At 43.8% G+C, this 15139-nt stretch carries 12 protein-coding genes; 8 read left to right on the top strand and 4 right to left on the bottom strand.

The window, feature by feature from the left end:
• Window positions 1–231 precede the first annotated feature (231 nt).
• Window positions 232–1803: a PCMD domain-containing protein gene (locus OIM59_RS12620; RefSeq protein ID WP_303897051.1), complete on the top strand. Its 1572-nt coding sequence runs from the start codon at window positions 232–234 to the stop codon at window positions 1801–1803.
• A 73-nt stretch (window positions 1804–1876) separates the two neighbouring features.
• Here the strand turns inward: OIM59_RS12620 and OIM59_RS12615 are convergent, their stop codons facing one another.
• Both OIM59_RS12615 and OIM59_RS12610 read right to left on the bottom strand, forming a co-directional pair.
• Window positions 1877–2662: a porin family protein gene (locus OIM59_RS12615; protein ID WP_303897049.1), complete on the bottom strand. Its 786-nt coding sequence runs from the start codon at window positions 2660–2662 to the stop codon at window positions 1877–1879.
• Between the two features lie 16 nt (window positions 2663–2678).
• A complete protein-coding gene (locus OIM59_RS12610) occupies window positions 2679–3797 on the bottom strand; it encodes a PCMD domain-containing protein (RefSeq protein WP_303897048.1) in 1119 nt (372 codons plus the stop codon).
• A 272-nt stretch (window positions 3798–4069) separates the two neighbouring features.
• On the opposite strand from OIM59_RS12610, the gene OIM59_RS12605 reads away from it, so the two are divergent.
• From OIM59_RS12605 to OIM59_RS12575, 7 genes are read left to right on the top strand one after another with little or no spacing between them, the layout of a single operon-like run.
• Window positions 4070–4885 carry a DUF4493 domain-containing protein gene (locus OIM59_RS12605; protein ID WP_303897046.1) on the top strand — a complete coding sequence of 272 codons (816 nt, stop codon included), beginning with the start codon at window positions 4070–4072 and terminating at the stop codon, window positions 4883–4885.
• Window positions 4886–4897: 12 nt separating this feature from the next.
• Complete coding sequence (locus OIM59_RS12600) at window positions 4898–6223, top strand: DUF4493 domain-containing protein (protein ID WP_303897044.1); 1326 nt, start codon at window positions 4898–4900, stop codon at window positions 6221–6223.
• A gap of 15 nt (window positions 6224–6238) precedes the next feature.
• Window positions 6239–7912 (top strand): DUF4493 domain-containing protein, encoded by a 1674-nt coding sequence (locus OIM59_RS12595; RefSeq protein WP_303897042.1) that lies wholly within the window; start codon window positions 6239–6241, stop codon window positions 7910–7912.
• A gap of 8 nt (window positions 7913–7920) precedes the next feature.
• Window positions 7921–8649: a hypothetical protein gene (locus tag OIM59_RS12590; protein ID WP_072543268.1), complete on the top strand. Its 729-nt coding sequence runs from the start codon at window positions 7921–7923 to the stop codon at window positions 8647–8649.
• A gap of 11 nt (window positions 8650–8660) precedes the next feature.
• Entirely contained in the window at window positions 8661–10280 is a 1620-nt protein-coding gene (locus tag OIM59_RS12585; protein WP_303897041.1) for a PCMD domain-containing protein, read from the top strand.
• A 16-nt stretch (window positions 10281–10296) separates the two neighbouring features.
• Window positions 10297–12564 (top strand): DUF4493 domain-containing protein, encoded by a 2268-nt coding sequence (locus tag OIM59_RS12580; protein WP_303897039.1) that lies wholly within the window; start codon window positions 10297–10299, stop codon window positions 12562–12564.
• Window positions 12565–12573: 9 nt separating this feature from the next.
• A complete protein-coding gene (locus OIM59_RS12575) occupies window positions 12574–13260 on the top strand; it encodes a DUF4493 domain-containing protein (protein WP_303897038.1) in 687 nt (228 codons plus the stop codon).
• Window positions 13261–13355: 95 nt separating this feature from the next.
• Here OIM59_RS12575 and OIM59_RS12570 read toward each other — a convergent pair whose 3' ends face one another.
• Together OIM59_RS12570 and OIM59_RS12565 are read right to left on the bottom strand one after the other, a co-directional pair.
• Window positions 13356–14690, bottom strand: a complete 1335-nt coding sequence (locus tag OIM59_RS12570) for an NADP-specific glutamate dehydrogenase (protein ID WP_148328684.1) — start codon at window positions 14688–14690, stop codon at window positions 13356–13358.
• Window positions 14691–14856: 166 nt separating this feature from the next.
• A complete protein-coding gene (locus tag OIM59_RS12565; RefSeq protein WP_072543263.1) occupies window positions 14857–15036 on the bottom strand; it encodes a hypothetical protein in 180 nt (59 codons plus the stop codon).
• Window positions 15037–15139: the final 103 nt, after the last annotated feature.

Genomic DNA, 15139 nt, shown 5'->3' with positions numbered 1-15139 from the left:
ATAAAACGGTTGTGTGAATCGTACCTTAAAAATATAAAACAGGAAATAAGATAAAATAGTATATTTTAAAAATCGACCACTCGAAATGAGAAAAAATGCATTTAGAAGTTAATTATTGAGGCGTGGATTTTTTACGATTTAAAAAATCGGCTAAAAATAAAATAAATCGACCTTGCAGAAATGGAGTGTATTGATTTCCTTTGCTGCCGTAATTTAAAACAAAATCAAGAGATGAAAAAGAGCTTATTTTTTTACTTGTTTGCCCTTTTGTGCGTGGTGAATTTGTGTACTTCCTGCAGTGAAGACAAATCAATTGTGATTCCCGTTGACAGTGATCTGGCGGGTAAATATAAGGGAAAATTGGATGTGTCCATTTCACAAGGTGGCGTAGATATTCCGGGTGGAACGGTGAACTCACAAATTATCACTGTGAGCAAAGCCGGCGACAATGCGGTCAGTCTGTCTATCACGGACTTCTCGTTTATGGGAATAAAAATTGGAGATATCAATCTGAACAACTGTGCGTTGACAGCCAATGGCGATAAATATGAGTTTACCGGAACGACTACGGTTGAGGCCGAACTGCTTACGGCAAACGTAAATGCGGCCGGAGTGTTTAGCAACGGAACTCTGAATATGGACCTGGATATAGATGCCACGCTGACGGGTGGAATCAAACAGGCCGTGAAAGTGACTTATTCAGGTACTCGCCTGACGGGAAACGAGAGCAGTGAGGCCAAAATCACTTCTTTTACCTTCGATAAGGCCGTGGCCGCAGTGGACTCCCTGGTGGTAGGCGAAACGACAATCAATGAAGAGGCAAAGACCATCACTTTTATGGTTGCCGATACGGCAAAGGCTGCCTATTTGACGGCTCTGGTGCCTACCATTGAAGTTTCGTCCGGAGCGACCGTGGTGCCTGCCAGCGGAGAGGCACAGGATTTTTCAAATGGCAAGGTCGTGACTTACACTGTAACCGCTGAGGACGGTACGGTGGCTGCCTATAAGGTCTCAATCAGTTCGAAAGTGTTGGCCTTGAATTTTGAAAACTGGACTTACGACGAGACCTATCATTATTATACCCCGGCAGGCCCTTATGCTTCGACAAACGGAGGAAGCGCTATTGTGTATAGTTCTTTGGAAGGGGTTGCTGCCAGTCATCCGGAAGTGGTGGTACCTCCTTATTGCGTGACTCAAGAAACGAAAGACGTGAAGGAAGGCACTACAGCAGCCTGCCTGCAGACCGTCAGTCTGCTGCAAGCCAAGCAGGACCTGAAAAATTATGGCGGATTTGTAGGGGCATTGATGGCCACCATGGCACCGAACATCACGGCAGGAAGTTTGTTTATGGGGACATTCGAACTGAATGCGGCAAAGCCTTTGAAATCGACCAAATTCGGCGTGACGCGCGAAGGAAAGCCGCTGAAATTCTCAGGATGGTATAAGTACACTCCGGGTGAGACCTATTATGACAAAGACGCGAATGCCGTAGCCGACAAAGTGGATGAATGTGACATCTATGCGGTGTTGTATGAGGCAGAAAATGAAAGCTTCGTGTTGGATGGGGAAACCATCAAGCAGGCCGATGCGCCTATCGTGATGCGTGCGGGCATTGAGAATGGCGGCGCGACCGACTGGAAGAAATTTGACTTGAACTTCGAGGAAGTGAACGGCAAATCTTACGATGCCAATAAGAAATATAAAATAGCGTTTATCTGCACCTCCAGTAAGAACGGCGATGTGTATGAGGGCGCTCCCAACAGTAAATTGCTGCTGGACGATTTGCAGATTACCTTCGAATAATAAGGTAGAGGTTACTATAAAGAAAAGGGCTGAGGTTTGCGTCTCAGCCCTTTTCTTTATATATAAGGTATAATCAGAACTCATATCCGAATCCCAGGTTCAGGTAAATGGGATACATGGCAAACGAGACCGTGGTGAAGTCTTTCTGGAAAATGTCGTTCAGTCCCCAGGTCAGGTCGGCATGGATGTTCAGGTGCTTGTAGGCTTTCCATTCACCGCCTACCTGCAGGCCCCACTGAAAACGGCGGAGGTTGTCCGAGAAATCGTATGCAGCCTTGTTCTCTCCTTCAAAATTAACGCGGCTTCCGCTGGCGTCGGGGGTGCGCAGATGTCCTTCATATACATTTCCGGAAAATTCCCCGTTCATCATGTAAGAGAAATACGGTCCTGCCATCACTTTCCAGCGGTTGCTGATGCGGTAGTTTGCCAGAACCGGGATGGTGAGGTAAGACATTTTTACGGTAGTCTTTACTCCTCCCGTCCAGAGGCCTTTTATTTTCCCTCCGGTTTCGCTGAAGATTTCCATGCCATAGTTCTTTACGGTAGCTTTGGTATCCATGTCTTTTTTGTCGAGCCGCAGCCCCAGGCTGACGCCCCACTTCTGTTTTGCGTCCAGCCATTTGGTGGCATTTCCTTCCAGGGTGATGGCCAGTCCGGGCGAATAACTGTCCAGGCTTCTGATTTCCTTGGGCAGAGGTAGGGGAGAAGTTCCTCCTATATTAATTCCGGCCTTTATCTCATAGTCCAGTCCGTGTGAAGAAAGCCATGCCAGACCTTTGTGGGAGGAAGACTGTGCGTGACTCGTCAGAGTGAAGCCGCATAAGGACAGGGCCAATAGGGGTAGTATATATTTTTTCATATCTTTTTTCTATCGATTAGTTTTCACAAATAATTTCCACTTCATCTATCCACAATTCGCTGCCGACTGCTCCTTGGAAGTAGGCTCCCATGACGCTGGAAGAGAACACCACGGCAAGTTTGTATTTTCCGTTCTTCAGGTCTTCGGCATTGAGGGTTTTCCCGTTTTGGGGAGTAAATTCCAGGTCAAACTTTTTCCAGTCGTTTGTTTCCGTCATTTCCTGTTCCGGGATGCGGGCCAAAAGTACGATGTGTTCATCGATTCCCGTCCCGTCCGGGAAAAGATTTCCGTCGAGTGAGAAGTCGCTGCTGGGGGCTTCGTAAAGTGCGGCATAGATGTCGCCTCGGTCCTTTTTCCCTGCCACTGCGTTGCCAGTCTTGTCGGTAAAGGTTTCTCCTGCCTTGTATTTGAACCAGCCGGTCATCCGGGAGGGGCGTTTGGTGAAAGGAAATCCCATGTGAGTGGCTTGCAAGGGAGCCAGTACGGCATTCTGGGTGTCAAAGGAGCCGATAAATAAATTTCCGGCGGCGATGGGCATCCCCAGCGGTTTACCGAAACTTCCGGTACTGAGTGTCGTAAGTTTGGCGCATTTTCCGGAATAGCCCTCGGGAGACTGTACGGTGGGGTATTGCGTTTCGTTCAAGGCCATGCCGCTCAGGTCGTATCCGGGGTTTCCGCTTGCCCATTGCATGATGTCCGATGCGTTTGTCAGATAAAAGACATTGTAGGGAGTGACGGTTTTCAGTTCCTCGAAAGAATAGCTTGTGGGTAAGGCCAGCTTGTTTATCCGAATAAGGTATTCGGTCTGTGTGTTTCCGTCTTCGGAAGTTACCACAAAATATCTGGAGGCGTGCTGGCTGAAATCATACAAAGGAGGCCGGTCGTTTGTTTCCGTTTCCTCCGCCTGGATGGAAGCGCCTTCAGGCAAGGTGAAAACCAGTTCCTGTTGGGAAATGTCGGTTCCGTCCAACACGTAGACTTCCACCTCTTTCTTTAAATGGTCGATGGTGGCAGACTGAATCTGTGCTCCGGTGCAGCCGTCTATGGCTGCTTCTACGTTGAGCGCTTCGTCCTGAATGCAGGAACTGAAGACCAGGCTGAGTAGGCATCCGGATAAAATGTACTTTGAATTCATTTGGTTGATAGTTTTCAGTTTAGTATTGTATTTGCAAAGGTATAAATTTTTTCATAGGATGCTCCAGTGGGGTTCGATGGAATTTTAAAAATAGACCATTGAATTACTTTATAAAATGGTTTTTTATACTAATTATCAGATAAAAGGGATGATTATTTCTAATGTATTATTAAAAATCAGCCAAAAATAAAAAAAAAAGACCTTGTGAGGATTTTGGAATTGGTGTTACTTTGCACACTGAAAAAAAGACAAAATTTTATTATCAAATGAAGATGAGAAACTATTTAAAGGCGTTTTTTTCATTGACGATACTTCTTTTCTTGGGAAGTTGCAGCAGTGAAAAAGAACAGGAGAGTATTTCTGGACAAGGCAGTGTGATGATTGATTTGTCAACAAACCTGTCTTACAAGAGCCGCTCAATAGATGAGAGCGCTTATCAGAATGTACAAAATTACAAGGTGTCTCTGTATAAAGGTGAAGAAGCTGTTTATACAGACAAACTTTATGGGGAGTTGGAAGTAGACCAGAAAGTTGACTTTGGGGTTCCTTACACATTGACTGCTTATTATGGGGAAGACGTGCCGGCTGGTTACGATAAACTCTATGTGAAAGGCAGCCAGACATTTACTGTGGCTCAGGGGGATAGAAAAACAGTGAATGTGACTTGTAAGCCTGCAAATGCAAAAATGAAGCTGGTTTACAAAGGTAACGATGACAGCGATACCTTTGAAGATTATTTTGGCGATTGCACCGTTTCTGTCAAGACTGACTACATGGACGAGGCATGGACGATGAACAAGTCAAACGAGGGACAGGAACTGTATCTGAAGACCGGCGACGAAGGTGTGAAAGCTACTTTGTCGTTTGCCTTGACAGATAAAAGTGGTTCTCCTGTAACAGTGGAAGGCTTTGAGGATATGAAAGAGATAAATTTGCAGCCGTGTTATTCTTATACTTTGACTATTAAACCGAATAGTACGGATATTGCAGGAGGTAAGTTTGGACTGACTGTAACGGTAGATGACGGTGTGACAGAACAAGAAGTGACAGTGGTTATCCCGGGCGAATATATTCCAAGTTCAAAATAAAAGACGAAAGATATGAAAAGATATAAAGGTTTAATTTGGCTTTTGGGCCTTATGTTAGGATTTTCATCTTGTGAGATGCGTGATGAAATCTTAGGCAAGAATGAATTAGGCGAGAATGCCGGTACGCTGGAGCTTAGTTTGTCTTCAGTTTATAATGGGGTCGAAATGAGTCGTGCCACTGAAATTGTAGATGGCGGTACAACTACTGGCAATTTCAACGAGGAAGATGTAAATGTAGATGGTTATACGCTGGTCGTTACCAATACAGAAACACAGGAAGAAGTGGAAAAAGCGCTTGTCAGCGAATTGAAGAATGAAGAAGGCAAGGTGGTAATTCCATTGGCTGAAGGTAATTATTCAGTGAAGGCTTATAATTACGAGGGTGAAAATGTGACGGTTTCAGAACGCCCGTATTTCAAGGGAGAACAAACTTTCTCTGTGAAAAAAGGAGTTTCTACCAATGTGAATCTGTCTTGTAAACTTTCATGTGTGGAAATTCAATTGGGTGTGACAAGTGCATTTACAGAATCTTTCCAGGATGATTATGCGATTACGGTAGATAATGGAGATGGAGCTACTCAAGTATTTGATAAAGAAAACTTGGGTAAAAAGTATTATTTTCAGACTCCTGAACAGCAAAATCATTTGACGGTTTCAGTTAAAGCTACTTCTATGGAAGGTAACTTTATTGAACTGAATGCCACCGTACAGAAACCTGAAGACGCAGAAGGAGGTATTGCAGACCTGGCAGACGGTGACTCTTTCTTGATTAATCTGACAGACGAAGGTTCTACAGATTCTTATCTTTCTATTGGCTTGACTGTGGATCTGACCTTCACAGAAGTGGGAGAAACCATCGAAATTCCGGTAGGGAATATCATTTATGAGCCGGGAGATCCTACTCCTACGCCAACACCAGAAGAGTCCATTACTTTTGAAGGATTACCTGCCACTTATACTTGTACATACGGAGACTCTGATATTGCAGGCTTGCAGGATGTGCGTATCTTGGCTCCCAATGGAATCAAAAATTTGAATGTGACTATTTCCGGAGAAATCGCTGCACTTTTAGGAATGGTACAATTACCAGAAACATTTGATATCTGTAATATGGATGATGACCTTAAAACTACGATTGTAGGGTTAGGTCTTGTTACAGACGAGGAATATACCCAGTTGCATGCAGGTACATGTACTGACTTTACATTTAAGCTGGGAGGCTTATTAGTCTTGATTCCACAGGTCGTAAGTTCTGGAAATAGTACGTTTAACTTATCAGTTTATGATGGAGTAAATACAAAAGACGGCGATATTACAGTTGTTGTAAATCCAAAATAAGGGGAGTAAAAAGTTATGAGATTAACAAATATAATGATTGGATTGTTTCTGGGGATGGGTTTGGTTTCTTCCTGTCAGTCAGAAATAGAAGAAGCCCAAGGATATGGCTATCTTCAGTTATCTTCCGTTGATGTGAATAAGAGTGTGACAACTCGTGCCGATGTGACAAGTTCGGAAGCAATTGCCGTGGACGTCTTAGATGAATCGGCATCGGTCGTAAAACATGCGGATGATTGGAAAGAATTAAATGATGTGCTGTTGCCTGTGGCAACTTATACTATTAAAGCTTATTCGGCTGATAAAGATAAAGAGGCACAAGGTTTTGATGCAGCTCCTTATTACGAAGGACAGACTGAAGTGGCCATTGAAGCAAATAAGGCAAAAGCTGTGGAAGTGACCTGCAAATTGGCTCAGTCTATGGTGTCTGTCAGTTATTCAGAAAGCTTTAAGAATGTATTTACAGATTATGCTTGCTCCATTGAAGGGGCTGATGCATTGAGCATTTCTTTTGCAAAAGACGAGACTCGTGCGGCATACGTGAAATCCGGACAGGCTTTGACTTTGAAGGTTGATTTTGGAAGTGGAAAAGTTTTCTCTCAGGAAATAACCGATAACGCAGAAGCTGCTTATTATTATAAGGTGAACCTGGACATTACAGAAGAAGGTAATGCTTCATTTGATATTACAGTCGATCAGACCATTCATCAATATGATGTCACAGTAAAAGTGCCCACGAAGCAGGATAATCCGGATTTGAAAACGGATGATATAAAATCGGATGTATCTAAAGTATGGGGCCAGTTCGCTTATTTGTCAGGTGCTTGTAATTTGGAAGAAATCACTTCACCGGTACAGTTCCGTTATAAAAAGAAAGCTGATTCGGAATGGATTACGGTAGAGGCTGTTCAGGAAGAAGGTACAAAGAATTATTCAGCCAAAGTATCTCCATTGGATTTCAATACAGAATATGAATATTATATTTTGTGTGGAGATAAGACGGGTGAGACTCGTAGCTTTACTACAGAAGCTTTTGAAGCAATACCTAATTTAGGCTTTGAAGATTGGTCGCAGGAGGGTAAAAATTGGTTCCCAAATACAGATGCTTTGAACAGTTATTGGGCCACAGGTAATAAAGGAGTTACCATTGGTGGTAATTCAAATAGTACGGGAGTTTCAGATTCTCACACAGGATTGGCCGCTCGATTGGAAACGGTTGAAGTTAAAGTGTTAATTTTTAATGTAAAAGCTGCGGGAAATATTTTCATTGGAAGTTATGAAACCAATACTTCAGATCCTGCATCAAGTGTAACATTTGGTAGACCTTATGCTGGTGCTCGTCCTACGAAATTGTCTGGATACTTTAAGTATCAGCCAGGAGCTACGATGTCTAGTGGAAGTGTGCCTGCTGACCGTACTTTGACTTCGGATGAATGTGATATATATATTCAATTATGGTCAGGAGATGAAACGATTGGTGAAGGACATTTTATTACTAATCAGACAGTTTCTGAATATACTCGTTTTGAAATACCGGTTGAATACACAGTAACTAATAAGCGTCCGGATAAGATAACTATCGTGGCAACTTCCAGTCGTTACGGTGGATACTTTAGCGGAATCAATGTAATTGGACAGCTGGCGATTGGCAGTACCCTTTGGGTAGATGATTTTGAATTGTCATACTATTAATATTTTTCATGAAGAAATATTTGATTCTATTTTTAACTTTTTTGTGCGTCACTTCGGTGTACGCACGAAAAAGTTATGATCGTAATATAAAGCCTTCTCTTTTTGTACCCAAAGGTTCCTGGATGGGAGGTGTGACTTTCTCCTATATGGAATTGACGGGAGATAACTATAAGTTTCTTATATTGGACGATATAAACGGAGAGGGATATACCTTTAAAGTGAGTCCGTATGCGGGCTATTTTTTTCGGGATAATATGGCGGCTGGCCTTCGTCTGAATTATAATCGTACTTATGCCGATTTGGGAAGTATAAATCTGGATTTGGGGGATGACTTGTCGTTTGACATCAGTGACTATAAGTATCTGGAACATGAATATACGGCTTCCGGTTTCTTGCGGACGTATATGGGACTGGGAAACAGCAAGGTGTTCGGATTCTTTAATGAACTGCGGCTGACTTATGGCTATGGGGAAGGAAAGACTTTGTCGGGTTCAGACGAGAAAGCGACCGGTACTTACCAGACAACGCACAGCCTGCAGATTGGTGCGGCTCCAGGTTTGACGGCTTTTGTGACCAACAACATGGCGGTGGAAGTTTCCATCAATGTGGTGGGACTGAAATTCAAATGGGCGGAACAGACTACAAATCAGGTGGAGCATGGTTCCTATCGCCAGAGTTCGGCGGACTTTAAAATTAATATATTTTCGATTAACATCGGAATTTGTACCTATTTTTAAATTGACAGATTATGCTTGTAAAAGCTTTGAAGTATAGCTTTATATCTTTCTTGTTACTGAACTTGTCTTCTTGTATTGAGAATGACATCCCTTATCCGTATATTGAAGGAGTGATTCAGGAAATCCAGGTGGAGGGGATGCAGGGAGAAGCCGTGTTCAATAATCAGGCACATACGATTGAACTGACTATAGGTGAAGATGCTTTTATAGACAGTTTGCCAATTACAAAATTGGTGGCTAATGCGGAGGCATTGATTTATCCGGATTCGACGGCTTGTATCAGACCTTCCGGTTTTCCGGATTTCAGCTTTTCTTCTTTGGATGAGTTGCCGGCCAATGCCAATACGGCAGTGAATTTTACCAATCCGGTAAGTATCTTGCTGAAAACTTATCAGGATTATTGGTGGAAAATCACGGTAAAGCAGGAGATTGAGCGTACCATTGAAGTGGAAAACCAATCGGGGACGGCTCCTTTGCTGGATTTGGAGACGCATGTGGCGATTATTTATGTGACGGAGGATGCGGATTATAGAAACATAAAAATCAACAAATTGAATCTGGAAGGTTCTAAGACGGTATTGGAACCTGCTGCGGAAACGGTGACCGATTTTACACGGCCTCGTGTGTTTAAGGCCTATCGGAACGGGCGTTACATTTGCGACTGGACGGTGGATGTGCAGAAGTCTTCTGTGCCTGCTTCGGTAGAAAGCGTGAATGCATGGGCCACGAAGGCGTATATCAGCGGCAGCTTCCGGGCCGGAACCGAATTGGCGGTAGAATATCGTGTGCAGGGAGAAGACGAATGGACTGCTTTGGATGCGGCTTCCATAACGACAACTGGTACTCGTTCTTATTCGGCTACTTTGACCGGACTGAAAAGCGGAACAAATTATGAAGTGCGTGCGCTGGCGGATGGAGGTGCGGGAGAAGCACTTTCTTTCCAGACCGAAACTATCGTGACAATTCCGAATATGAATTTTGATACATGGACGCAGGATGGAAAAACCTGGTATCCGAATCCGGTAGCCAACAATTTGGATGATGCGCAAGCATACTGGGCGACTGGAAACGAAGGGGTGACCATTTATAAGGAATCGAGTACGGTGCCCGTGACAGGCAGTGATGCGTATCGTGGAACTTCTGCCAAGTTATATACGTATGGTGATATCCTTTTGGTAGGAGCTGCTGCCGGTAATCTTTTTATCGGTACCTATAAAACGAATATGGGGACTCCCGAGTCTAGTCCTTCTTTTGGGCGTCCGTATTCGGGTGCACGTCCTACGAAGTTAAGCGGATATTATAAGTATAAGTCTATGCCTATCACTTACAATGGGACGGTTCCGGGAAACTTGAAGAATGATGAATGTCAAATTTACTTACGATTGTGGAATGCAGCTGGTCAGGAAATCGCTTATGGAGAGTTTACGGGTACTGAGACAGTGACGGAATACAAGAAGTTTGAGTTTGATATCAATTATACGGATACAATATCTAAGCCTGCGAAGATTACAATTGTGGCTACTTCCAGCAAATATGGAGGTGAGTTTGATGAAAATGGAAAGAAGGTCATCGGTCAAGTAGGTGACGGTAGTACATTATGGGTAGATGAATTTGAATTAAGTTATGAGTAAAGGAACAGATAGAGATATGAAGTGGTTTAGTAGTCTTTTATTAGTGTTGTTGGCCTTATGGCTGGGAGGATGTCAGGAGGAAGACGATTTGCGTTCTTCTGCTCAGACGGGTTTCCAGCTTACTTTGACGGATGAAGCAGACCAGGCTTATTCACGTACGGCACCTTCTGCACTGGAAAAGCCGTTGGCCTCCATGTTTCAGTTGCGTGTGACAGATGCTACGACTGGTAAGGTTGCCTATTCTGGAGAATGTGCCGAATCGGTCTTGGTGAAAGAAGGTACATACAATCTGACGGCTACTTACGGAGACAATCCTGTCATCGCATTGGATGAGCCTTATTATATGGGTACACTGGACAATCAGCAAGTAATAACCGGGCAGATGACTTCGGCTACGATTCCATGTGCCGTGGCAAATGCGTTGCTTTCGGTGAATTATAATACGGAAAGTCTGCAGAAAGTCTATGAGGATTATGCGGTGACTGTTTCTGTCGGCGACCAGTCGGTAGAACTGGAGGCTGCCACGGATAAGAGTGCGTATTTTCAGGCGGGTTCTTCTGTAAAACTGGTATTCCACGGACATTTGCTGGGTACAGGTCAGGAAGTGTCGTATGATATTGCAGAGCCTGTCGTTCCAGAGAATCCTGAATTGAAACCCTTTACCAATATTCCTGCAAAAACACATGTGAAAATCATGCTGGGAACGGATGGAACAACCTCATCGGGTGCCGGTATTTCGGTGGAAAAAATGGAGGTATCCACTGTTTCTGTGACTGAAACTTTGCCGATGGAGTTCATGCCGAAGCCTAAACTGGAGTCGGAAGGTTTCGAAAATAATGTACTTTCTTTTGTGGAAACAGAAAAGAAATCTGCGATTATTAATTTGAAGTTGTCTTCTCCTTTGCAGGATATGAAGCTGAAGTTCAATTCTACAGATGCAAAATTTGCAGGATTGACTGAAAAGGAATATCTGTTGTCAAATGCAGACGATAAGGCGGCTGTGGAGGATGCTTTGGGCATTACTTTGCCGGAAATCGGTGCGACAGAGGGAAGTCTTGATTTTACATCTTTGATTCCTCAGTTGATGACAGACGCTGGAAATACGGTTTCTTCTACCATTACGGTGGATGTGGAAGCCAATAATCGCTGGGCTAGTGAGGATGAGGCCGTTAACAGGGTGTACACCTTGAAATGCAACAAGCCGGAGTTCAGTATTGCTGTGGATGAAAGGAATTGCTGGTCGAGAGAGTTTACCATAGACGAAGTAAATGTAACTGCCGGTGATCCGGAAGCGATAAAAGAGAATCTGGTTTATCAGTATTATGACGGGTCGGGTTGGGTTGATTGTACCACCCGTGAAGCTGTCAAAGGGCGCATTCAGCAGTTTACACAGCGCGCAGAAGACATCTCGAACAAAGTATATAAAGTGCGTGCGCTGTATCGTGGGGTGATTGCTTCTGCTGAGGCGGAAGCTACGCTGGAAACACCGGTGCAATTGCCGAATTCGGGAATGGAAGAATGGACGGATGATAATTATAAGAATGATTACTATTCTTTTAATCCTTGGAAAGAAAAAACAGATTGTCATTGGGATACAAGTAACCTGTTTACGACAAGACATAGACACAATTCATCATTTTTGGGTATATCAACAATGGCCCATTATAATGGTTTCCATTCTGTTTCGTATATTCCAAATGCGCATTCTGGAAATTTAGCTGCTGAAATTAGAAGTACTGCTAATGGACGTGGAAATACGACTGGGGTTGATGCTAAAGATTATAATAAGGTGGCTGGTGAATTGTTTACAGGTACCACAAATGTAACGATGGGAACCAGTGGAGCATTTGGAGATGCTGATGGTAGTAAAGATACGTATGAGCGTATAAAAGATGCTTCGTTCTATAATCGTCCTACTGCTTTGAAGTTCTGGTACAAGTATGCTCCATATACTTCAGATACGTGGAAAGCGCATATTGAATTATTAGACGAAGGTAAGAATGTAATTATTCAGAAAGATTATACCTCTTCGGAAGCGAAAGGAGATTGGACGGAAGCTGTAGTGGATTTGGATTATGTGGGAGAAACATTATATTCAAAATGTAAGTATATTTATGTGATATTTAGCTCTACAACAAATGCAGGAGCTAATATGCCATATCAGATGATAACTCAGACATTTTATATTCAGAATGGAAGTGCCTTGTCTGAAATGTCTTTTGATGATGCGTATGTAGGCAGTGTGTTAACTATTGACGATATTTCCTTAGTTTACGACAAATAAAGAAGAACGATGAAAAAGAATATAGTATATATTTTATTGGGAATTTTTCTGCTGGCAAGCTGTCAGCAGGAAAATGAAATTCCTTCAGGAAAAGGTTATTTGTCTGTAGAAGGGATTGAATTGCAGTCGCAAGTGGTGACGGAAGTCGCTTCGCGTGCGGTGGATGAAAGTTTGACTGTAGATTTGTATAAAGGAGAGCAATTTGTTCGTACTTTGACTCCGGAAGAGATGCAAAACAAAATTGAATTGGAGCCGGCTACCGATTATATGCTGAAAGCGTATAGTGCAAACTATGGAGAGGAGTCTGCTTGGGACAATGAAACCAAAGGAGAACCTGTCTATTATAAGGAGGTGTCTTTTGTAGTGACAGAAGGCGCCACAACTGCTGTGAAGGTGCAGGTACCCATGGTCACTTTTGCGGTTTGTTTGAATTTGACGGAGGTGACGGGCGACTGGCTGCAAGGTTATACTTTTACCGTGACTTCCGGGAATCGGTCGGTTGCACTTCAAGATGGCGAAACGGCTTATTTCCCTTATTCGGATTCCTTTAATTATCAGTTGTCAGTGACTAATTCGGATGGAGAATCAAAGGAACAGTCGGGTAGTTGGGGAACGGAGAATGGAAAAACGGTGGAACAGAATACGGTGTATACCGTGACTTATAACTGGGCTACACAGAAGTTGGCAGTAGAATAACCGACAATCATAATCATTCATCAAAACATAAAAAACCGGGTGAAACCTGAATCTTCAAGTTCCACCCGGTTTTTGTGTAATATTAAAATCAAGCGTTATACAATACCTTGGGCCATCATGGCATTGGCCACTTTCATGAATCCGGCTACGTTGGCACCCTTCACATAGTTGATGTAACCGTCGGGTTCCGTACCGTATTTCACGCAGGCTTCGTGGATGTTCTTCATGATGCTCTTCAGCTTTTCGTCCACTTCTTCCTGTGTCCAGCTCAGCTTGATGGAGTTCTGTGTCATTTCCAGACCGGATACAGATACACCACCTGCATTGGCTGCCTTACCCGGAGCGTAGAGAATCTTGGCTTCCTGGAACACTCGGATAGCTTCCGGAGTAGAAGGCATGTTGGCTCCTTCGGATACGGCAAACACGCCGTTCGCAATCAAAGCTTTCGCATCGTCGCCGTTGATTTCGTTCTGAGTGGCAGAAGGAAGGGCAATGTCGGCTTTTTCATTCCATGGACGGGCACCTGCTACGTACTTGCAGCCGTATTTTTCTGCATATTCACGGATACGTCCGCGGTAGAGGTTCTTCAGCTCCATGATGTAGTCCAGTTTCTCGCGGTCGATGCCGTCCGGGTCGTAGATGTAACCGTCGGAGTCGGACATGGTGACTACTTTGGCTCCCAGCTGAATCAGTTTTTCTACGGTGTATTGTGCTACGTTACCGGAACCGGATACCAGACAGGTCTTGCCCTTGATGTCGATGTTACGGGTTTTCAGCATTTCGAGCAGGAAGTAGATGTTACCATAACCGGTAGCTTCCGGACGGATGAGTGAACCACCGAATTCACGGCCTTTACCCGTCAGTACGCCACTGAACTCGCGGGTCAGTTTCTTGTACATACCGAACATGTAGCCTACTTCGCGACCGCCTACACCGATATCACCGGCAGGAACGTCGGTTTCAGGACCGATGTGGCGCCACAATTCTAACATGAAGGCTTGGCAGAAACGCATGACTTCGGCGTTGGACTTGCCACGCGGAGAGAAATCGGAGCCGCCTTTACCACCACCCATCGGAAGAGTGGTCAGTGAGTTCTTGAAGGTCTGTTCAAAAGCCAGGAACTTCAGGATTCCCAGATTTACGGAACTATGGAAACGGATACCGCCTTTGTACGGGCCAATGGCGTTGTTGTGTTGTACGCGGTAACCCATGTTGGTGCGGATGTTGCCTTTGTCGTCCATCCAAGTGACGCGGAACTGATATACGCGGTCGGGAATACAAAGACGTTCAATCAAGTTGACTTTATCGAATTCGGGATGTTTGTTGTATTCCTCTTCGATGGTTCCTAACACTTCTTCTACTGCCTGATGATACTCAGGTTCATTGGGGAATCTTCTTTTCAGATCTTCCAGAACTTTCGCTGCATTCATAATTTAAAAGATTATCTGTCTTATTTATTGGTTTGATTAATCAGGTTAATCGTTATTCGATTGTTTGATGTGCCAAAAATATAGATAAAATTTCTTTCATGCAACAATAAATCAAGAAAAGTGAGTAAGAGGTGTCAAAAATATTCTTTTAGTAACTTATTTGTGTTTATTTGTTTCTGTTTTTAAGTGACTTGATGACGGGGATAAATACCAAGGCCCCCGAAATCAGTATCATGACAATGAGCGGGCCGTCTATTTTTGGGGTGGAAGTGAGGACCAGAAAGCACAGGGCAGCCCAGCAGAGGGTCAGGATGACACATTGGGTGTGGTTAAGCGGTTTTCTCATAGTTGTAAGTTGGAAATAAATGATACACGGAGGAACAGACGGGCAAGGGGAACATGTCAGGTTTTCTTGCGTCCGTACCTCCGTGTGGATTTAATGGATTATG

It is taken from the genome of Bacteroides mediterraneensis (genome assembly GCF_025993685.1).
Lineage (GTDB): Bacteria > Bacteroidota > Bacteroidia > Bacteroidales > Bacteroidaceae > Phocaeicola > Phocaeicola mediterraneensis_A.
The sequence above is the reverse complement of the archived record's forward strand: the minus strand, read 5'-3'. Positions and strand labels throughout refer to the sequence as shown.

What these genes read in the sequence shown, in the direction of transcription:
- OIM59_RS12620 (WP_303897051.1), top strand. Translation starts at nt 232, where the DNA reads ATGAAAAAGAGCTTATTTTTTTACTTGTTTGCCCTTTTGTGCGTGGTG.
- OIM59_RS12615 (WP_303897049.1), bottom strand. Translation starts at nt 2,662, where the DNA reads ATGAAAAAATATATACTACCCCTATTGGCCCTGTCCTTATGCGGCTTC.
- OIM59_RS12610 (WP_303897048.1), bottom strand. Translation starts at nt 3,797, where the DNA reads ATGAATTCAAAGTACATTTTATCCGGATGCCTACTCAGCCTGGTCTTC.
- OIM59_RS12605 (WP_303897046.1), top strand. Translation starts at nt 4,070, where the DNA reads ATGAGAAACTATTTAAAGGCGTTTTTTTCATTGACGATACTTCTTTTC.
- OIM59_RS12600 (WP_303897044.1), top strand. Translation starts at nt 4,898, where the DNA reads ATGAAAAGATATAAAGGTTTAATTTGGCTTTTGGGCCTTATGTTAGGA.
- OIM59_RS12595 (WP_303897042.1), top strand. Translation starts at nt 6,239, where the DNA reads ATGAGATTAACAAATATAATGATTGGATTGTTTCTGGGGATGGGTTTG.
- OIM59_RS12590 (WP_072543268.1), top strand. Translation starts at nt 7,921, where the DNA reads ATGAAGAAATATTTGATTCTATTTTTAACTTTTTTGTGCGTCACTTCG.
- OIM59_RS12585 (WP_303897041.1), top strand. Translation starts at nt 8,661, where the DNA reads ATGCTTGTAAAAGCTTTGAAGTATAGCTTTATATCTTTCTTGTTACTG.
- OIM59_RS12580 (WP_303897039.1), top strand. Translation starts at nt 10,297, where the DNA reads ATGAAGTGGTTTAGTAGTCTTTTATTAGTGTTGTTGGCCTTATGGCTG.
- OIM59_RS12575 (WP_303897038.1), top strand. Translation starts at nt 12,574, where the DNA reads ATGAAAAAGAATATAGTATATATTTTATTGGGAATTTTTCTGCTGGCA.
- OIM59_RS12570 (WP_148328684.1), bottom strand. Translation starts at nt 14,690, where the DNA reads ATGAATGCAGCGAAAGTTCTGGAAGATCTGAAAAGAAGATTCCCCAAT.
- OIM59_RS12565 (WP_072543263.1), bottom strand. Translation starts at nt 15,036, where the DNA reads ATGAGAAAACCGCTTAACCACACCCAATGTGTCATCCTGACCCTCTGC.